The 20,004-nt window shown below is 63.4% G+C and carries 18 protein-coding genes; 4 read left to right on the forward strand and 14 right to left on the reverse strand.

All coding sequences use genetic code 11. The features are described 5' to 3' along the window. Positions 1-20: 20 nt before the first annotated feature. Positions 21-1,862, reverse strand: coding sequence for a single-stranded-DNA-specific exonuclease RecJ (gene recJ, locus CQ12_RS11750; protein ID WP_057835463.1), 1,842 nt, complete (start codon positions 1,860-1,862; stop codon positions 21-23). Positions 1,863-2,176: 314 nt separating this feature from the next. Here recJ and CQ12_RS11755 point away from each other — a divergent pair, with 314 nt between their 5' ends. Beyond that, entirely contained in the window at positions 2,177-3,271 is a 1,095-nt protein-coding gene (locus CQ12_RS11755; RefSeq protein ID WP_057835464.1) for a methyl-accepting chemotaxis protein, read from the forward strand. 122 nt (positions 3,272-3,393) lie between these two features. On the opposite strand, the gene CQ12_RS11760 is transcribed toward CQ12_RS11755, so the two are convergent. From CQ12_RS11760 to CQ12_RS11780, 5 genes are all read right to left on the reverse strand, one after another. Next, a complete protein-coding gene (locus tag CQ12_RS11760; RefSeq protein ID WP_057835465.1) occupies positions 3,394-4,113 on the reverse strand; it encodes a haloacid dehalogenase type II in 720 nt (239 codons plus the stop codon). Positions 4,114-4,235: 122 nt separating this feature from the next. After that, a complete protein-coding gene (gene glpX, locus CQ12_RS11765; RefSeq protein WP_057835466.1) occupies positions 4,236-5,234 on the reverse strand; it encodes a class II fructose-bisphosphatase in 999 nt (332 codons plus the stop codon). 78 nt (positions 5,235-5,312) lie between these two features. Further along, positions 5,313-6,632, reverse strand: a complete 1,320-nt coding sequence (locus tag CQ12_RS11770; protein WP_057835467.1) for a homoserine dehydrogenase — start codon at positions 6,630-6,632, stop codon at positions 5,313-5,315. 27 nt (positions 6,633-6,659) lie between these two features. Next, a complete protein-coding gene (locus CQ12_RS11775) occupies positions 6,660-7,880 on the reverse strand; it encodes an LL-diaminopimelate aminotransferase (RefSeq protein ID WP_057835468.1) in 1,221 nt (406 codons plus the stop codon). 265 nt (positions 7,881-8,145) lie between these two features. Then, positions 8,146-8,439: a hypothetical protein gene (locus CQ12_RS11780; protein ID WP_057835469.1), complete on the reverse strand. Its 294-nt coding sequence runs from the start codon at positions 8,437-8,439 to the stop codon at positions 8,146-8,148. Positions 8,440-8,725: 286 nt separating this feature from the next. Between CQ12_RS11780 and CQ12_RS11785 the strand changes: the two genes are divergently transcribed. From CQ12_RS11785 to CQ12_RS11795, 3 genes are all read left to right on the forward strand, one after another. Continuing rightward, positions 8,726-10,531, forward strand: coding sequence for a PHA/PHB synthase family protein (locus CQ12_RS11785; protein ID WP_057835470.1), 1,806 nt, complete (start codon positions 8,726-8,728; stop codon positions 10,529-10,531). 70 nt (positions 10,532-10,601) lie between these two features. After that, positions 10,602-11,000, forward strand: a complete 399-nt coding sequence (locus tag CQ12_RS11790) for an MAPEG family protein (RefSeq protein ID WP_057835471.1) — start codon at positions 10,602-10,604, stop codon at positions 10,998-11,000. 55 nt (positions 11,001-11,055) lie between these two features. After that, positions 11,056-12,114, forward strand: a complete 1,059-nt coding sequence (locus CQ12_RS11795; RefSeq protein ID WP_057835472.1) for a DMT family transporter — start codon at positions 11,056-11,058, stop codon at positions 12,112-12,114. A 132-nt stretch (positions 12,115-12,246) separates the two neighbouring features. Here the strand turns inward: CQ12_RS11795 and CQ12_RS11800 are convergent, their stop codons facing one another. The 8 genes from CQ12_RS11800 to CQ12_RS11835 all read right to left on the reverse strand — a co-directional run bounded on the left by CQ12_RS11800 (position 12,247) and on the right by CQ12_RS11835 (position 19,998). After that, a complete protein-coding gene (locus CQ12_RS11800; protein ID WP_057835518.1) occupies positions 12,247-13,653 on the reverse strand; it encodes an outer membrane protein in 1,407 nt (468 codons plus the stop codon). Positions 13,654-13,842: 189 nt separating this feature from the next. Further along, entirely contained in the window at positions 13,843-14,436 is a 594-nt protein-coding gene (locus CQ12_RS11805) for a class I SAM-dependent methyltransferase (protein ID WP_057835473.1), read from the reverse strand. A 14-nt stretch (positions 14,437-14,450) separates the two neighbouring features. Next, on the reverse strand, positions 14,451-15,503 hold the full coding sequence (argC, locus tag CQ12_RS11810; protein ID WP_057835474.1) for an N-acetyl-gamma-glutamyl-phosphate reductase: 1,053 nt from the start codon (positions 15,501-15,503) through the stop codon (positions 14,451-14,453). A gap of 12 nt (positions 15,504-15,515) precedes the next feature. Next, positions 15,516-16,508: an N-acetyl-gamma-glutamyl-phosphate reductase gene (gene argC / locus CQ12_RS11815; protein ID WP_057835475.1), complete on the reverse strand. Its 993-nt coding sequence runs from the start codon at positions 16,506-16,508 to the stop codon at positions 15,516-15,518. After that, positions 16,505-17,173 (reverse strand): FMN-binding negative transcriptional regulator, encoded by a 669-nt coding sequence (locus tag CQ12_RS11820; protein WP_057835476.1) that lies wholly within the window; start codon positions 17,171-17,173, stop codon positions 16,505-16,507. The genes argC (CQ12_RS11815) and CQ12_RS11820 overlap by 4 nt, the downstream gene beginning before the upstream one ends. A 317-nt stretch (positions 17,174-17,490) precedes the next feature. Then, on the reverse strand, positions 17,491-18,480 hold the full coding sequence (locus CQ12_RS11825; RefSeq protein WP_057835477.1) for an MBL fold metallo-hydrolase: 990 nt from the start codon (positions 18,478-18,480) through the stop codon (positions 17,491-17,493). A gap of 363 nt (positions 18,481-18,843) precedes the next feature. After that, positions 18,844-19,374: a DedA family protein gene (locus CQ12_RS11830; RefSeq protein WP_057835478.1), complete on the reverse strand. Its 531-nt coding sequence runs from the start codon at positions 19,372-19,374 to the stop codon at positions 18,844-18,846. Between the two features lie 180 nt (positions 19,375-19,554). Next, positions 19,555-19,998, reverse strand: a complete 444-nt coding sequence (locus CQ12_RS11835; RefSeq protein WP_083519244.1) for a PEGA domain-containing protein — start codon at positions 19,996-19,998, stop codon at positions 19,555-19,557. Positions 19,999-20,004 lie beyond the last annotated feature (6 nt).

Raw genomic sequence — 20,004 nt, forward strand, 5'->3', positions numbered from 1 at the left:
TGTTGTTCTTGGTTGTTGAACTACCTGATCACGGCCGGCCCCGGATCGGGCACCGCGACGTCGAGCACGCGCATCTGCACGCGTTCCGAACCCTGGAAGCGGTCGACCGCGAGCGAGCCTGCGACATGCAAGGGCTGGCCGCGGTTCTGCGTCAGCGCGTGACCCAGCTTTTGCCCGATCGAGCGAAATGCGATGCCGTTGACGATGGCGCCGTCGCCGGCCTTGAAGCGCACGCGCAAGTGCGCCTGCCCCACTTCGTCGGCATAGACCAGTTGATGCGCCGGCAGCGCGATCACCGGCTCCGGGTTGGCGGCGCCGAACGGCCCGGCGCGGTTCAGCGTGTTGGCGAATTCCACCGTCACGCCGCGCGCGCTGATCGCGCCATCGATGAACAGCTCGTTCTCGTGCCGCGAATTGGCGACATCCTCGGCCAGCGCGCTTTCCATGAAGGCGCGAAACTCCGCGAGCTTCTCTTTGCGCAGCGTCACGCCCGCGGCCATGGCGTGGCCGCCACCCTTCATCAGGATCCGCTCCTTCACCGCCTGCCGCACCGCCTTGCCGAGATCCACGCCCGAGATCGAGCGGCCCGAGCCGGTGCCGATGCCGCCCGGCTCCAGCGCAATGGCAAAGGCGGGACGCGCAAACTTCTCCTTCAGCCGCGAGGCGACCAGGCCAACGATGCCGGGATGCCAGCCTTCCGCGGCGGTGACGATCACAGCGCCCTTGTCTTCGAGGCCGAGCGAGGCGAGCGCTTCGGCTTCCGCTTGCGCTTCGGCCGCCTGCTCGATGACGCGGCGCTCGCTGTTGAGCCGGTCGAGCTCGGCTGCGATCCGCGCGGCCTCGGAAACATCGCCCTCCAGCAGGAGCCGCACCCCGAGATCGGCGCGGCCGATCCGGCCGCCCGCATTGATGCGCGGACCCAGCATGAAGCCGAGATGCCAGGCTTCGGGCGGGCCGTTCAGCCGCGCCACGTCCATCAGCGCGGTATGGCCGACGTGGTCGCGGCGGCGCATCGCGATCAGTCCCTTGGCGACGAAGGCTCGGTTGAGCCCCATCAGCGGCGCGACGTCGGCCACGGTGCCGAGCGCTACATGATGCAGCATGCCGAGCAGGTCCGGCTCCGGCCGCTCGGCATTCCAGAAGCCACGGCCGCGCAGTTCCCGGTTCACCGCGACCAGCGTGATCAGCACGAGACCAACGGCGGCGAGATGGCCGAGGCCGGAAAGATCATCCGGCCGGTTCGGGTTCACCAGCGCGTCCACCTCGGGCAGTTCGTCCCCGGTCTGGTGATGATCGATAACGACCACAGACATGCCGAGCTTCTTCGCCTCCGCCAGCGGCTCGATGCTGGTGGTGCCGCAATCGACGGTGACCAGCAGCGTCGCGCCCCTGGCCGAAAGCGCCCGCACCGCCTCCACATTGGGCCCGTAGCCCTCGAAGATCCGGTCGGGAATGTGGATCAGCGGATCGAGCCCGCAATGGCGCAGGTGCCAGGCCAGCAGCGCCGCCGAAGTCGCGCCGTCGACGTCGTAATCGCCGAAAATCGCGACCTTCTCGCCGCGCATCGCGGCATCGGCAATGCGCTTGGCGGCCACCTCCATCTGCGTCACGGTGTGGGGATCCGGCATCATTTTGCGGATGGTCGGATCAAGGAAATCCTCGACCTCGTCGATCCCGACATCGCGGCCCGCCAGCACGCGCGCCAGCATCTCCGGCAACTGGTAGCGCTGGGTGATCGCCAGCGCCCGCGCCGCCCCCCTGGCGTCGAGCCGGTCGCGCCAGAGCTTGCCGGTCGCCGAGCGCGCCACGCCGAGAAAGGCCGGCGGTGCTTCAACGGGCAGTGCGGATGCGGGGAGGATCATGATGCCTGCGAGAAACTAGGGGCAAAGCGAACTGTCGGCAAACGCAAACGGGTCGATAGCGCTCTCCCTTCCCCGAAGAATCGCGGGCAACGGATTTTCGCGCCATTCAGGAACATCTTGCTGTGGGCTGCTGCCGATAAAAGCAACCTGCACAAAGAAGATGCAGTCTGTTCCACCAAACTACCCGCTGGCCAGCCGAATTTAAACCAATCGTTAGCCATGTTCCCCGACAAATGACCCAACACCGCCCTCGTTGAGTCCAGTCGATCTGCGGAAAGTCGGCGAGAGCACAAAAGACTGAGGAAGTCCCGCCAATGTCCGTCGCGCTTCGCTCCCAGACCGCAACGATCGCAAAACAGCCCACCAACGCGGCTGCTACCGAGGACGAAGCCGACGTTTCCGCGCTGATCGCGAGATTGACCGCCGAGGTCAACCAGGTCGCCTGCGAGAAGACCAAGTCGATCCAGAAGATCACCAACCAGATGAAGATGCTGGCGCTGAACGCGCTGATCGAGAGCTCGCGTGCCGGCGCGCAAGGCGCGGGCTTTGCCGTGGTGGCGCAGGAAGTCCGCAACGTCGGCCAGCAGGTCGAGACCATCGCCCGCGAGCTCGAAAGCCAGCTCACCAACCGGACCGGCAATCTGATGAACTCGATCGCCCAGATGGCCGACCGCTCGCGCGGCGAGCGCATGGTCGATCTATCGCTCAACGCCATCGAGCTGATCGACCGCAACCTCTATGAGCGCACCTGCGACGTGCGCTGGTGGGCGACCGACTCCGCCGTCGTCGATTGCGCGGCATCGCCGCAAGCTGCCGCCGTCAGTCACGTCTCGGAACGGATGGCGGTCATCCTCGGCGCCTACACCGTCTATCTCGATCTCTGGCTCTGCGATCTCGATGGCCATGTGCTGGCCAACGGCCGCGCCGATCGCTTTGGCGTCGTCGGCCAGAACGTGGCCGCAACCAAATGGTTTCGCGCCGCGCGCGCCCTGCGTTCGGGTGACGACTATGCGGTGGGCGACGTCGAGTGCCAGCCCCTTCTCGGCAACGCCCAGGTCGTGACCTATTGCGCCAGCGTTCGCGAAGGCGGCAAGGCCAACGGCAAACCGACCGGCGTGCTGGCGATCCATTTCGACTGGGAGCCGCAGGCCCGAGCCATCGTTCAGGGCGTGCGTGTCGGCGCCGCCGACAAGGCCCGCGTGCTGCTGGTGGATTCAAATTTCCGGGTGATCGCGGCGTCCGACGGCCAGGGCCTGCTCACGGAACGCATCTCGCTTCCACTGGAGGGACGACGCTCCGGCTTCCATCAGGACCGCTCCGGCGCGATGGTCGCCTTCCACGCCACGCCCGGCTACGAGACCTACAGGGGCCTCGGCTGGTTCGGCGTGATCCAGGCTACGGCGGGATAGGCGCAAGTCGTCAGTTACCGCGTAGGATGGGTGGAGCGCAGCGATACCCATCGATGCCTGTGCGCGAAGATGATGGGTATCGCTGCGCTCCACCCATCCTACGTCCGGGCCACGAGCAAGACCTAGCACCCCAACCTGTCGGCGATGCCGCCAAAATCCTTGGCGACGATGTCCCAATCGCCCTTGGCCTCGAAATCGTATTTCTGGTGCGGGCCGTATTCGGTCGGACGTGCGACGAAGGCGGTCTTGAGACCATTCTGCTGCGCGGCTTTCAGATCGTTGTTGTGGGCGGCCACCATCATCACCTGCTCCGGCGGCAGACAGAGCAGCTTGGCAGCGCCGAGATAGGTTTCGGGGTCGGGCTTGTAATGCTCGAACAATTCCGCCGACATGACGAGATCCCACGGCAGGCCGCCGAACTTCGCCATGTTGGTGAGCAGCGCGACGTTGCCGTTGGAGAGCGGCGAGATGATGTATTTTGTCTTCAGCCGCGTCAGCCCCGGCACGCTGTCGGGCCACGGATGCAGGCGATGCCAGCCCATGGTCAGGTAGTGCAGATCGCCGTCGCTCAGTCCCTTGATGGAAAATTCGGCGACCAGTTTTTCCAGCGAGCGCCGGTGCAGCGTGTCGAGTATCTTATAGCCGCGTTCGGGATGCTTGCGCACCTCGTCCATCGAGGCCATGTAGACGCCGCGCCAGCCGTCGACCAAAGCGGTCCAGTCGGCCTTGATGCCCGAGGTCTTCGACCACTCGGTAAAATCATTGATGAGGCTGGTGCGCCAGTCGACGACCGTGCCGAACACGTCGAACACCAGCGCCTTTACGGCTGTTACGTCGGACATGCGAGCCCCTCCCCTGTTTTTTCTTTTTGTTCGTCATTCCGGGGCGCGCAAAGCGCGAATCCGGAATCTCGAGGTTCCGAATTCGATGCTTCGCATCGCTCCGGAACGACGTCATCACCAACTCAATCCAGGTGGAATTTGTCCAACTGCCGGTGCTCGGCCTTGATGGTGCGCACGGTGCCGGTCACCGAACGCATCACCACGGTTTCGGTCTCGATCACATCCTTGCGGAACTTGACGCCCGTGAGCAGCGAACCCGTGGTGACGCCCGTTGCAGCAAACAGGCAGTCGCCCCGCACCATGTCCTCGATGCCGTAGATCATCTTCGGATCGGTTACGCCCATCTTGTGTGCGCGCGCCCGCTTCTCGTCGCTGTCGAGGATCAGCCGGCACTGCATCTGGCCGCCGATGCAGCGCAACGCCGCGGCTGCCAGCACGCCCTCAGGCGCGCCGCCGGTGCCGATATACATGTCGACGCCGGTGTTATCGGGATCTGCGCAATGGATCACGCCGGCGACGTCGCCATCTGTGATCAGCCGCACCGCGGCGCCGGTCGAGCGGACACCGGAGATGATGTCGGCGTGGCGCGGGCGGTCGAGCACCAGCACGGTGATCGCGGCAGGATCGACGCCCTTGGCCTTCGCGAGCCGGCGGACGTTGTCGGCGGGCGATGCGTCGAGCTCGACCACGCCCTTGGCGTAGCCCGGACCGACCGCGAGCTTCTCCATATAGACGTCGGGCGCGTGCAGCAGCGTGCCGCCATCAGCCATCGCCATGGTCGCGATCGCGCCCGGCATGTTCTTGGCGCACAGCGTGGTGCCTTCCAGCGGGTCGACGGCGATATCGACCTGGGGACCAGCGTTCAGCCCGACCTTCTCGCCGATGAACAGCATCGGTGCCTCGTCGCGCTCGCCCTCGCCGATCACGATGGTGCCTTCGATCGGCAGCTTGTTGAGTTCGCGGCGCATCGCATCGACCGCGGCCTGGTCCGCGGCCTTCTCCTGGCCGTGGCCGCGCAACCGCGCGGCGGAAACCGCAGCACGTTCCGTCACGCGCACGATTTCGAGCGTAAGAATGCGCTCAAGCAGCAATTGCGGCGGAACGGAAATATGGGTCGACATCGGCTTACTCCTCTAAACGTGCACAGACCTTTCGGCCTGCATTCAATCGTATAACGCGCGATCGGTTCGGATGGCGCGTCAGTTCTTTTCGATCCGTATCACCTGCGGCCGGCCGCTGATCACCTTGTCGCGCTGCACCGCCTCCAGCGCGCGGTAGACCGCGTCCTCGGACGTGGCATAGGTGATCAGGATGACCGGAACCGGTGAAGCTTTCTTCGCAGAGCCGTTGGCGTCCACGCCTTCGGGATGACGCTGCACGATCGATTCCAGCGAAATCTTCTGCTTGGCGAGGTGGGTGGCGATGGTGGCGGCGGTGCCGGCGAGATCGCGCGCCATCAGGCGGATGTAGTAGCCGCCCTCGTGGCGCTCCATCGGCGCCTTGGTGGTGTCGCGCAGCCGCTCCACCGGGCGCCCGAACGGCTTGGCGCGGATGCCGCGCGCGACGTCGGCGATGTCGGCTACCACCGCTGACGCGGTCGCGGCCCCGCCGGCGCCGGGTCCGACCAGCGTGATCGGGGGAATGCCCTCGCCGTCGATCGTCACGGCGTTGGTGACGCCCATCACCTGCGCGATCGACGACGATTTCGGCACCATGGTCGGATGCACACGCTGCTCGATGCCCTTGGCGGTACGCACCGCCACGCCAAGCAGTTTTACGCGGTATCCCAATTCTTCGGCAGCGCGCAGGTCTTCCGGCGCGATCGAGGAGATGCCTTCGACATAGACCGCGCTCTGCGCCACCTTGGTGCCGAAGGCGAGGCTCGCCAGGATCGCCAGCTTCTGCGCGGTGTCATGGCCGTCGACATCGAAGGACGGATTGGCTTCGGCATAACCGAGCCGCTGGGCGTCCTTCAGGCATTCGGCGAACGACAGGCCCTCCTGCTCCATCCGGGTCAGGATGTAGTTGCAGGTGCCGTTGAGGATGCCATAGACGCGGTTGACGCCGGTGCCGGCAAGGCCTTCACGAAGGGTCTTGATGACGGGAATGGCGGCGCCGACCGCCGCTTCGTAGTTCAGCGCTCCGCCATGCTTCTCGGCGGCCTTCGCCAGCCGCACGCCGTGCTTGGCGATCAGCGCCTTGTTCGCCGTCACCACCGACTTGCCGGCCTTCAGCGCCGCCTCGATCGCCGACAGCGCCGGGTCGCCCGAGCCGCCCATCAGCTCGACGAAGCAATCGACGTTGGGGTCGTTTGCCAGATCAAGCGGGCTCCTGGCCCAGTCGATACCGCGCAGGTCGAGCGAACGCTTTTTCGCCTTCGAGCGCGCGGTGACGGCAACCACGCGCACGCCGCGCCCGCTGCGCTCGGAGAGCGTCCGCGACTGTTCTTCGATGAGGCGGACGACTTCGGCGCCAACAGTGCCGAGCCCCGCAATACCCACTCTCAGGGGTGCGACCATGGATGAGAGAACCTGCAGTAAAAGGAATTAGCGCCGGTTGGCGAGAGGAACCACGTTGTGCAACGTTTCAATGCCGCTTTCAAGGAAACGGCGCACCCCGCGTGCGGCCTGGCGGATACGTTGCTCGTTTTCCACCATGGCGATGCGGACATAGCCTTCGCCATGCTCGCCGAAGGCGACACCGGGCGAAACCACCACGCCTGACTTCTCCACCATCAGGGTCGCGAACTGCATGCTGCCGACGCCCTCGAACACCTTGGGCAGCGGCGCCCAGGCGAACATTGAGGCCTGCGGCGGCGGGATGTCCCAGCCCGCGCGGCCGAACGATTCGACCAGTGCGTCGCGGCGCTTGCGGTAAGTATCGCGCATCTCCTTGATGCAATCTTCCGGCCCGTTCAGCGCGGCGGTCGCCGCCACCTGAATCGGCGTGAATGCGCCGTAATCGAGATAGGACTTCACCCGCGCCAGCGCGGCGATGATCCGCTCATTGCCGACGGCAAAGCCCATGCGCCAGCCCGCCATCGAGAACGTCTTCGACATCGAGGTGAACTCGACGGTGACGTCGAGTGCGCCGGGAACCTGCAGCACCGAGGGCGGCGGATTGTTGTCGTCGAAATAGACCTCGGCATAGGCCAGATCCGACAGGATGAAGATCTCGTGCTTCTTCGCGAACGCCACCAGATCCCGGTAGAAATCGAGGTCGGCAACATAGGCGGTCGGGTTCGAGGGATAGCAGACGATCAGCGCGATCGGCTTCGGGATCGAATGGATGATCGCGCGCTCCACCGCCTCGAAGAATTGCGGCGTCGGTTCCGACGGCACCGAGCGGATCACGCCGCCCGCCATCAGGAAGCCGAAAGCATGAATCGGATAGCTCGGATTGGGGCACAGCACGACGTCGCCGGGCGCGGTGATCGCCTGCGCCACATTGGCAAAGCCTTCCTTCGAACCCAGCGTCGCAACGATCTGGGTGTCAGGATTGAGCTTTACGCCGAACCGTCGCGCGTAATAGGCGGCTTGCGCCTTGCGCAGACCATTGATGCCGCGTGAGGCCGAGTAGCGGTCGGTCCGCGGCTTGCCCAGCGTCTCCTTCAGCTTGTCGAGTACATGGGGCGGCGTCGGCAGATCCGGATTGCCCATGCCCATGTCGATAATATCGGCCCCGGCGTTCCGCGCGGCTGCCTTGGCCTGATTGACCTTCTCGAACACATAAGGCGGCAGACGGCGGATGCGATAAAAATCTTCCATGGGACCCTTGCTCCGACAACCGGCAGGACAGAATCGGGGGAACCTGCGCGTGCAACGAAACCCGATCGGCTTCGTCCAGAAATCGCGCTTAATCAAGGATTTAGAGCGAATTCAGGCGCGAGGTCTTAAGGCTCTGGACCCGCAATGCGGTTGAATTGGGTTCTTTTACCACGGGAGCCCGGCAGCGCCAGTTTTTATGGTGATTTCAGGCGAAACTGGCTCCGGGAGCCGTTTCACGCCGGGGAGACATGTCGGCGACAAACCCTCACTTCTTGGCCGGTTTCGCCGGGTTCGCAGCCGTCGCCTGACGGTCCCGGGCGGCGGTCAATTCTGCCTGGATTTTAGCCAGCTCGGCCGGCTTCATTGCTTCCTCGTTGCGGTCCGGCGGCAGGTCATGAACCGGCAGATAGCCACCGGCTTCCTTCGGACGTTCAGGGGCATCAGCCGGCAGACCGAGGCCCGGCATATCCGCGATCTGCGTCGAGCAGCCGCCGAGCGCGAGCGCTGACGCAAACAGCGCGGCCGTCGACCACAGCCTTATCGTTCGATTGACCGGCATCCGTCCGGAAATCCCCAACTACCTGCGCACCCCCGCATCGCGATGGTATCTATGCGCTGGTACGAGCCTTGCAACGCCAAATCGTCCCGCGGCGTTGAATTCGCTAGAACCGTTCAAACCATTGTCGCCCGAAACGATTAAAGCCCAAAGAGCAAATTCGACGGGTGCGGCTGCAATGTGTCGCAACACGAAAACTTTATCGCAATGCAACAACAGGGTTAACCCAAATCCGCTGACGCAAATCGGCGCGGTGACGAACGGAAAATGAAGCTATAGTGTGCCCGATATGAGCGACGTCAACACCGAATCCCCGGCTTCGACAACATTCAACGCCGAAGCATTCGCCATGAACATCGCGAAAGCGATGGAGACGAGCGGGCAAGCGCTCGCGGCCTATCTCAAACCACGCGAGAACGGAGAACCGAAGGACAAGCCGCCCAGCGAAATCGGTGAAGTCATCAAGACCTTCACCAAGGTCGCGGAGTACTGGCTGTCAGACCGGGAACGCGCCGAGCATCTTCAGACCAAAATGGGCAAGGCCTATCTCGACCTCTGGGGCTCGGCGGCGCGCCGCATGGCCGGAGAACAAGCCAAGCCCGCGATCGAGCCGTCGCCGCGCGACAAGCGCTTCAAGGATCCCGAGTGGAAATCGAACCAGTTCTTCGATTTCGTCCTGCAGCTCTATCTGCTCACCGCGCAGTGGGCGCAGGAGCTGGTGAAGAATGCCGAAGGCGTCGATCCGCACACGCGCAAGAAGGCCGAATTCTACGTTCAGCAGATCACCAACGCCATCGCGCCGTCGAATTTCGTGCTGACCAATCCGGAAGTGCTGCGCGAGACGCTGGCCTCGAACGGCGGCAACCTCGTGCGCGGCATGAAGATGCTGGCGGAAGACATCGAGGCCGGCCGCGGCACGCTGCGCATCCGCCAGTCCGACCCATCGAATCTCATCGTCGGCGTCAACATGGCGACGACGCCCGGCAAGGTGATCTACCAGAACGAGCTGATGCAGCTCATCCAGTACACGCCGGCGACGGAGACGGTGCTGCGCACGCCGCTTCTGATCGTTCCGCCCTGGATCAACAAGTTCTACATTCTCGATCTCAAGCCGGAAAAATCCTACATCAAATGGTGCGTCGACCAGGGCATCACCGTGTTCGTGATCTCCTGGGTCAATCCGGACAAGGAGCTCGGCAAGAAGACCTTCGACGATTACATGAAGGAAGGCCCGCTCACCGCGATGGACGTCATCGAAAAGGTGACGGGCGAGATGAAGGTCCATACCGCCGGCTACTGCGTCGGCGGCACCCTGCTCGCCTCGACGCTGGCCTGGCTTGCCGAGAAGCGGCGCCAGCGCGTCACCTCGGCGACGTTCTTTGCGGCACAGGTCGATTTCACCCATGCCGGCGATCTGCTCGTGTTCGTCGACGAGGACCAGATCTCGACGCTGGAGCGGGAGATGGAAGAACGGGGCGTCCTGGAGGGCAGCAAGATGGCGATGGCCTTCAACATGCTGCGCTCCAACGACCTGATATGGTCCTATGTCGTCAGCAATTACCTGAAGGGCCAGCCGCCCACCGCCTTCGACCTCCTGCACTGGAATTCCGACGCCACGCGGATGCCGGCGGCCAATCATTCGTATTACCTGCGCAACTGCTATCTGGAGAACCGGCTTTCTTCCGGCAGCATGGTGCTCGACAACACGCTGCTCGATCTCGCGAAGGTCAAGGTGCCCGTCTACAATCTGGCGACCCGCGAGGACCACATCGCGCCGGCGGATTCGGTGCTCTACGGTTCGCAGTTCTTCGGCGGCCCGGTCAGATATGTGCTGTCCGGCTCCGGCCATATCGCCGGCGTGGTCAACCCGCCGGCCGGCGGCAAGTACCAGTACTGGACCAACGACAACATCAAGGATGTCACGCTCGCCGACTGGATGAAGAACGCCAGTGAGCACAAGGGCTCGTGGTGGCCCGACTGGCTGCAATGGCTGGATGGCCTGGACCCCGAGCGGGTGCCCGCGCGCGCCGTCGGCTCCGAGGCGATGCCGCCGATCGAGGATGCGCCCGGCAGCTACGTCAAGGTCCGCGCATAGCGTCGACTCGCGTTGTCCGGTATAATCGGCCATCCCACGCCGGGATTTGAAATCAGTTGAGGGGGAAACAATGACCCGCGAATTGTTCTGGCTGACGCTGACCGTAATTTTGACCGGGCTGCTGTGGGTCCCCTACATCATCAACCGCTGCCAGGTGCGCGGCCTTTCCGGCGCGATGGCCAACCCATCGCGCAACGACAAGCCGCATGCGGAATGGGCCAATCGGCTGATGTTCGCCCACGACAACGCGATCGAGAATTTGATCATCTTCGCGCCGCTGGTCCTGATCCTCAATGCCATCGACTATTCCGACAGATGGACCGTGATGGCCTGTGCCGTCTATTTCTGGGCCCGCGTCGCGCACCTGATCGTCTATACGCTCGGCCTGCCGGTGTTCCGCACGCTGGCCTTCACCGTTGGCTTCCTGGCGCAAGCCGTGCTGGCGCTGGCGATCTTCAAGGTGGTTTGAGGGGGCCGCCTCCCCAAGCCTGGCCACATAGCATGGCATCTCAAGGCCCACGCCCATGCAGCGTGATCAGTCAGCGATCCAGCTACCGGGAGTTCCGCTAGCGCTCGGTTCGGCCGTTCTGTTTGGCGCTGCAGCGCCGCTGTCCAAATTGCTGCTCGCCAGTGTCGACCCGCAAATGCTCGCAGGTCTGCTCTATGTCGGCGCTGGACTGGGCCTTGCTGTCGTGCATACCGCGCGCGCGACCTTGGGGCTCGCGGCGCCCGAGGCACCTCTAAGACGACATGACCTGCCGTGGCTCGTCATCATCGTCCTTTTCGGAGGCATCCTCGGCCCGGTGTTGTTGATGCTCGGGCTTGGCCGGACGGCTGCCTCATCAGGATCATTGCTGTTAAATCTCGAGAGCCTCGCAACCATGGGAATTGCGTGGCTGGTATTTCGCGAAAACGTCGATAGGCGCCTCTTGTTGGGCGCATTCGCCATCGTCCTTGGTGCTATCGTGTTGTCGTGGGAGGGGAAGCGCTTTTCATTCGATGTAGGCGCAGCATTGATTGCCGGCGCGTGCATGTGTTGGGGTATCGACAACAACCTGACGCGCAAATTGTCATCGGCCGATCCCGTGACCATTGCGATGATCAAAGGCCTCATCGCCGGAGCGGTGAACATGGCAAGCGGATTTTGGCTCGGCGATGCCGTCCCGCCGGCTGCTATCGCGACCTTGGCCGCCCTCCTCGGATTCTTCGTGATCGGTGTCAGCCTTGTTCTTTTCGTGCTGGCCCTTCGTCATCTCGGCACCGCTCGTACCGGCGCCTATTTTTCGCTAGCCCCGTTTATTGGCGCATTGATCGCTTTGAGCCTTGGGGAGCCGTTGACGGCAAAACTGGTTGTTGCAGCATTGCTCATGGGCTTGGGCCTCTGGCTGCATCTCACCGAACGGCATGAGCACGAACATTCTCACGAAGCGCTCTCACACGAACACCGGCACGTGCATGACGAGCATCACCAGCATCGCCATGACGGCCTCGTGACCGAGCCCCATTCGCATTGGCATGAGCACGAGCCGATGCGGCACAAGCACCCTCACTACCCCGATCTGCATCATCGGCACGGGCACTGAGAAGCCCAGGCCATGCTTGGCGCAGCCATCTCGGTGACTGGAGGCGTACACGCAATCTAAACACGCAATCAAAAAACAAAAACCCCGGAGCTGGCTCCGGGGTTTTTCATTGGCGCCTCTGAAACGGCGCGCTCAGTACTTCGCAACAACCGGCGAATTGAAGTGGTAGTTGATGCCGGTGCGGAACACGTGCTCGGTCACCGATCGGGTCGCCGTCGCTGGAACAGCGCCGAAGACGAAGCTGTCCGAGTTCGAACCGAGGTCGATGTAGAGATACTCGGTCTTGGTGGTCCAGTTCGGGCCCAGCAATCCAAGCAGCGTAAAAGGCGTCTCGATGCCCGCACCCGCGGTCCAGCCGGTATTGGTGTGCGAGAACGATTGCGTCACCGGGCCGACGAACGACGTCGTGTTGATCTTGGTCTTGACGCTGCCATACGCAAGACCGCCCGTGGCATAGAAAAGGGTCGATCCGACCGAATAGCCAAGCCGGCCGCGCACCGTGCCGAACCACGGCAGCGTGGCGTCGTACGCCGCCGTCAACGCCGGCGAGCAGCTAAGAATACAAGTCTTGTTGTCCTGCTGCGTGCTGCCCTGAATGTCGGCCTCGACACCGAACACCCAGTTGGCGGCCTGCCAGTTGTAACCCGCCTGAATGCCGCCATTGATGCCGTCGGGCGCGAGGTTGAAATTCTGCAGGATCGGAACCGCAGGGACGCTCAACGTGCTGCGATCCCGTCCGGTGCCGGAACCGAAATTGCCGCCGAGATAGAAGCCGGCCCAGTTGGCCGCCGCGACCGGTGCATAAGCCCTGCCACCGATCCGGTAGTTCAGACCGACGCGAAAGATGTTCTCGCGAATTTCAGTATTGAGCGGGGCCGCCAATCCGATCGCGGCAATGTCGGTCTTGTTGCCGAGATTGAGGTAGAGATACTCGATCTTTCCGGTCCAGTTGCCGCCCAACGCGGCTTCAACGCCACTGCCGACCACCCATCCGCCCTGCGTGCGATCGGTCGAGAACGTGTTTGTGACGCCGCCGAACGACGCACTCGCGTTGGTCTTGACGTTTGCGACCGCGTAGCCGGCGGTTACATAGCTCAGGACCGGACCATTCGAGATGCCGATGCGCCCACGCGCGGTCCCGAACCAATCCAGTCTCTGACGGTAATTTCTTATGATGCCGCCCTCGTTGAACGTAGTGCCGTCATCGCTCAGGCCGGCGCCCTGAATATCCGCCTCGACGCCGAACACGATCGGTCCGAGAAACGAGCCCGTCTGCCAATTGTAACCGATCTGGCCACCGCCGAAGCCGCCCTGCGGCGCGACGTAGAAAGAATAGGGCGATGCGCCGCCGAGCCAGTCGTGCTGGAAACGATCACGGCCGATACCGACGCCGGCGTTGACGCCGATGTAGAAGCCGGTCCAGTCGTAGACGGCTGCCAGTGCTGGGGCTTTGGTGTAGGGCCTTGCGGCGAGGTCTGCGGCGATTGTCGGAGCGGAACCAAGGCCAACGAGTGCGGTGGCCAGCAGATACGTCTTCAATTTCATTTACAGCATTCCCAGTCCGGCATTCCCAGAACTTCCCGACGCGAGAGCGATCGGCACTTGGGAGTGTTTCTACTGGATTCGCATTTGATTGCTGTAGCCCGGCAGCCACATCCCCCGAGGATCGGCTGTGCCAGGCTCTGCAGGGCAATTTCCTACTGAGTTCATCGGGTTGGAGGCCCGATCTTAACGGCTTTTTTGAGCCACCACGAACAGCATCGGCGCCATCTTGTCGTCGAATCCCCGGACGTCGCCGCGCTCGATAGCGAGCGAGTTCCAGCTTCCTGCACTGGCATAGGTCGCACGCAGCCAGTCCTGCGAGGGATAGTTGTAGTAGCGATGGAGCGTGTCGCGGCCGCCGGTATCGCCTTCCTTGTAGCTGGCGAAGAACACGCCGCCCGGTTTCAACGCGCGCCAGATCAGCGCAAGAATGCTTGCAAGCTGGTCGCGCGGCACATGCAGCAGACAGGCGTTGGCCCAGACGCCATCAAACGCCTCGACCTCGTCGAGTTCGTGGAACAGCAACGTCTCGACCGGACGGCCGAGGCGCCTTGATGCCACCTCGGCCATCTCCGGCGATCCGTCTGAAGCACGAACGTCAAAACCCCGCGCCAGCATTTCCGCGGTGTCGCCGCCTGCCCCGCATCCGAGTTCTAGAATGACGGCGTCCGGCGGCAACAGCGCCAGAAACGCCGTCAGCCGCGCCTGGCGCGAGGTGATCTCGCGCCCGGCATAGGCTTCCGCGTTACGGCGATAGAATTGCAGCGTCTCCTCATCCATCGCGGCACCTCGCGTTAAGGGAACAACGCGATTTGCTCCAGCCCGGCCGTCTCGGGCAGCCCGAACATCAGGTTCATGTTCTGGATCGCCTGACCGGCCGAGCCCTTCACCAGATTGTCGAGCGTGGAAATCACGATCGCCCGGTTCTTGATGCGGTCGGCGATGACGCCGATCTGCACATAGTTGGAGCCACGCACGTTCTGGGTCTGCGGCAGCACGCCCTTCTTCGCGACATGCACGAAGGGCTCGTTGGCATACGCCTTCTCCAGCGCGCCTCGCAGATCGTCCGGCGTCGCGCCACCCGCGAGCTTGACATAGGACGTGCATAGTTCGCCCCGCGCCATCGGGATCAGGTGCGGCGTGAAGTTCACGGTCACCGCCGTCCCCGCGGCGACGCCGATCTCCTGCTCGATCTCGGGCGCATGCCGATGGGTGCCGACCGAATAGGGCGACAGCCCCTCACCCGCCTCGCTGAACAGCGTGTTCTGCTTCAGCCCGCGCCCGGCGCCGGTGACGCCCGATTTCGCATCGATGACGATGTCGTCGACGTCGATCAGCTTTGCCCTCGCCAACGGTACAAGCGCCAGCAGCACCGCGGTCGGATAGCAGCCGGGACAGGCGACGAGGCGCGCCGCGGCGATCTTCTCCCGGTAGAATTCGGTCAGGCCGTAGACTGCCTCGCTTTGCAATTCGAGCGCCCGGTGCTCGTGGCCGTACCATTGCGCATAGGTGTTCTTGTCGCGCAGCCGGAAGTCGGCGGACATGTCGAGGACCTTGATCGTCGGATTGGCCTTGAGGACGGCGGCGATGATCTCCTGCGTGGTGCCGTGCGGCAACCCGCAAAAGACGGCGTCGAGCGTGGTCCAGTCGACCTTTTCCCATTCGACGAGCTTTGGCAGATCAAGCATGAAGAAATGCGGAAACACGTCGCCCATGGCCTTGCCGGCATGGGTATTGGCGGTGAGCGCCGTAATCTCGGCATTCGGATGCCGCGCCAACAGGCGCACCGCGTCTGCGCCGGTGTAGCCGGAGGCACCGAGAATGCCGATCTTCTTCTTCGAGCTCATCACGCGTTCCTTTTATTTGTCGGCAAGGCCCAGCATCAGCCGCATGTTCTGCACCGCCGCGCCTGAGGCACCCTTGCCGAGATTGTCGAGCCGCGCGACCAGAACCGCCTGACCATGCTTGTCGCTGGCGAAGACGTAGAGCTCGAGCTTGTTGGTCTCGTTGAGCGCCTCGGGCTCGAGCCGGCCGCCCTTGGTCGCGGCATTCTCGAGCGGCATGACCGAAACGTACTTGCTTCCCGCGTAACGTTTCGCAAGCGCCGCGTGCAGATCGGCTCCGCCGGGTTTGCCCGTCAGCGTGTCCAGATGCAGCGGCACCGAGACCAGCATGCCCTGCCGGTAATTGCCGACCGACGGCACGAAGATCGGCCGCCGCGTCAGTTTTGAGTAAAGCTGCGTCTCCGGCAGATGCTTGTGCTCGAAGCCGAGGCCATACAATTCGAAGGACGGCGCGCTGCCGTCCTCAAAACTCGCGATCATCGACTTGCCGCCGCCCGAATAGCCCGAGACCGCATTGATGGTCACGGGATAGTCCGCCGGCAACAGCCCGGCGTCGACCAGCGGCCGCAGCAGCGCAATCCCGCCGGTCGGATAGCAGCCGGGGTTCGAGACTTTTCGCGCCGCCCTGATCTTGTCGGCCTGGTCAGGCGTCAGCTCCGGAAAACCATAGGTCCAGTCGCCGGCGACCCGAAACGCGGTCGAGGCGTCGAGCACCTTGGGCGCCGATGCTCCCATGCTGTCGATCAGCGCAACGGTTTCCTTCGCCGCATCGTCAGGCAGGCAGAGGATGACGAGATCGACCTCCTCCATCAGCGCCCGCTTGGCGCCCGCATCCTTGCGCTTGTCTTCGGCGATGCTTTTCACGACGACGTCGTTCTGCAGCCGCAGGCGCTCCTGAATGCCAAGGCCCGTGGTTCCGGACGCACCGTCGACGAACACGGCGGGTTTTGCCGCAGCGCCAGTGGTCTTGCCCGAGGTCTTGGGCTGGTGGCTGTCGGTGAGGGTCATGGCACGGTCCTTTCGATCTGGTTCGTTTCGTCGGCAAAGGCTTGCGGCCGCGCCTCTTTCATCAACTGCGCAATCTCCTGCGCGCCCGCATCAGCCTGCATGCCGAGCGCCCCGGCAATCGCGGCATAGTCGGTCTCGGACTTGTGCTGGTTCAGCTTAAAACTGCCTTCAACCTCTTCAACCGTCATCTCAAGTCCCACGATCGCCTTCTTCATCGCTTCCAGCCGCCCGGCCGTCATCTTCGACGACAACCACGGCTTTTTCGGCAGCAGCCGCGCTTCGAACTTGGCGCTGAGCGCCTCGATCTGCGCGGCGAGTTCGTCGTCGGACATCGCCCGCACCGGCCCGGTCAGGTGCACCGCCTGATAGAGCCAGGTCGGCACCTGATCCGGCGAAACGTACCAGTCCGGCGACACATAGGCATCCGCGCCGTTGACGGCCAACAGCCAGGATTTGGTTCCGTCCGCGAGCTTTACCAGCGGATTGTGACGCGCGACATGAAACGCCACGCGCGGCGTGCCGTCATTGGCTGACGTCAGATAGAACGGCAGCGACGAGGCGACCGGCTTTGCGCCATCCCACGCGCAGGCCAACCCAAAGCCGCGCGCTTCCGCGAACGCGAGGCTCGCGGCGCGGTCGGACTTGAACGGTGGTGGCGTATACATCTCAAACTCCTGCTTGACGTAGGAGCCGCCAGTTCATTCCGCGATTTCTGGAAAAGGAAGAAGCCGCGGGACCGGATCCGGCGGCAGGGGCGATGATCTTAAACGCAGACGACCGCCCGAACCGCGATGGCGCGGCGGCGGCGAGCGATGGCGATGGTCGAGGCGTTGATCATGGGCGCGGCTATAAGGCCGCGCCCGCCAAACGTCAAGGCATACCGGTCATTCCGGGGCGCACGCGAAACGCGTGAACCCGGAATCTCATGCCACAACCTCCAGAGGGTTCGATGCTGCGCATCGCCCCGGAATGACGCTTCCCGTCAGATCACCGGATTCCACGGCGCCGGGATCAGCCGGTAACCATTGCCGTCCTTCTCGACAAAGCCGTTGGCCGGGAACGGATAGTGGAAGCCCTGCACCCGCATCTTGTCGGCGACCAGCATGTCGTAGACCCGGCGGCGGGTTTTTTCCGCCAGTGCCGGATCCTGGTCGAACATCAGGTGCCAGCCCGGATTGGCGACGAACAGCGCCGGCAGGTTGGTGACGTCGGACTGGATGAACACCTTGTCGGAGCCGGAGGCGAGAACATAGGAAGTGTGGCCCGGCGTATGGCCGATGGTTTCAACCGCCGTCAGTCCGGGGGCAACTTCCTTGCCCCATTCATAGGGCGTGGCCTTCTTGTTCAGCCCCGCCTCGAACACGCGGCGGGCGTTCTTGAACACGGTCTGCATCCGCCCTTCCGGCGCCCGGCTCATCTCGCCGTCATCCATGAAGTATTTCCATTCAGCCGCCGGCACCAGCACCTCGGCATTGGGGAATGCCGGCTTGTTATCGGCGGTCAAAAGGCCGTTGATGTGGTCGCCGTGGAAGTGCGAGATGACAACCATGTCGACGGCACCGGGATCGAAGCCGGCGGCGACCATGTTGGCGGCGAACTGTCCGACATTGCCCTTGCTCGATGCAAAGGCGGCGGCGCCGTTGCCGGTGTCGACCACCACCAGCTTGCCACCGGTGTTGATCACCAGCGGCGCGAACTGGATCGACATCTTGTCCTTCGGCATGAAGTTCTTTTCGAGCGCCGCGTTGACCTCATCCTTCTTGACGTTGAGCACGAACGTATCGGGCAACGCGAAATTGTTGACGCCGTCCGAGATCGCCGTCACCTGGGCATCGCCCACCTTGTAGCGATAGAAACTCGGCGCCTGCTTCTCCGCGACAGGAGCTGCCGCCGTGGCGGGCGCTTGCGGCAAGAGCGGCGTGGCGGCGAGCGCTGCGGCGCCTGCGAGTGCGTGACGACGTGTCAATTCCATGGTGATGTCCTCCCAGTTGAGACGATGGATGCGGTTCGCGGGGTTGACCCGCTTTGATGCGTGCCCTCGGTTCAGTTGTCGCCGCTTCTACCAGCGTCCTTGCAATAACGCGACGACGGCGACACGACGATGAACCTTATCGTGGGAGCTAACACTCCCTCCATCCGCTTATTCCACAAGCCTCACGCCACCCACGCGATGATGCTGTCAGCCGGAAGCGTGCGGAAGATGAGAATCAGTCGCATTAAAAAATCGAAGATCGAGAGATCAGCAACAACGGCAAGCCGAACTGATGCGCGAGTTCATCTTGCTGAAGCCCTGCGGCTGTCGTTGCGTTGGCCGTTCAGCTAGCACCGCCAGGAATCACGCCAGCCGCCACAGCCATTCGGCGATCTTTCCCATCACGTCGCCGACCAGCAGGAGGACGGCCGACCACACCAGCGCGGAAACGAAATTGGCGATCTGGAACGGCCAGTAGGACATTTCAAAAATGCCGGCGGCGAGCGGCACCGAGGCGCGCAGCGGCCCGAAGAACCGGCCGATGAAGATCGAGGGCACGCCCCATTTTTTTACGAACGCCTCGCCGCGCGGCAGTATCTCGGGATAGCGCGACAGCGGCCACATCTCGGCGACGTGCTCCTTGTATCGGTAGCCGAACCAGTAGGAGACCCAGTCGCCGAGCGCAGCCCCAATGCCGCCGGCGAGCCAGACCGGCCAGAAGCTGATGCCGCTGACGCCGATCAGCGCGCCGATCGCGACCAGCGCGCCCCAGGCCGGCACCAGCAGCGAAACGAAGGCAAGCGATTCGCCGAATGCCAGCAACAGGACGATTGGAGCGGCCCAGGCCTGATTGTCGCGCACGAAATCAGCCAGCGCGCGCACATAGTCTTCCATGTCTTGAGTGCCTTCCCAGCCCCGTTTGTGCCATTGAACTCCTCCGATTCAAGGCTCATGACAGCTAAGCCAGCCGCTTGCGTGACTTCAAGTCACAAAGCCGGGCATGGGTTGTGATTAAAGGCCGCTCATTCCCTTCCTTGGCGTCGTTCCATGTCGTGCCGCCCTTTCGGATGCCGATCAGCTCTGCGGCTGCGGCGGCCGTCTTGGGGGGCGCGGCCTGGCCGCACGGGGCGAGACCGGCTGCAGGGTCACAATGACCGGATTTGGCTTGTGATCCAGCGCCGCGCCGGTCGCAGCATCGACGCCCATTCCAACCAGGCCGCCGAGTAGAACATTACCGGCGAACCCGGCCGCCCCGGATCCGGGGATCTCCTTGGTCAACGGAATGATCTGCGGCTCGTAGCCTTCCTTGCTCACCGTTACAGTGATGTCGGCGTTGCGCTTGGCCTGAACCACGCATGGCGTCACGCAAGCCGTTGGAATATCCAGGCCGGTAATATCGGCTGTCGCACCTGCCGGCGTGCTCGAAATGGAAATGTTCTCTGTCGTTCCCCGTGTCACCGAGGCGCACCCAACACACGGCGCCGCGATTGCGACGGCCAGCACCAGTCTGATAATCATTTGAAC

The organism is Bradyrhizobium jicamae (genome assembly GCF_001440395.1).
Lineage (GTDB): Bacteria > Pseudomonadota > Alphaproteobacteria > Rhizobiales > Xanthobacteraceae > Bradyrhizobium > Bradyrhizobium jicamae.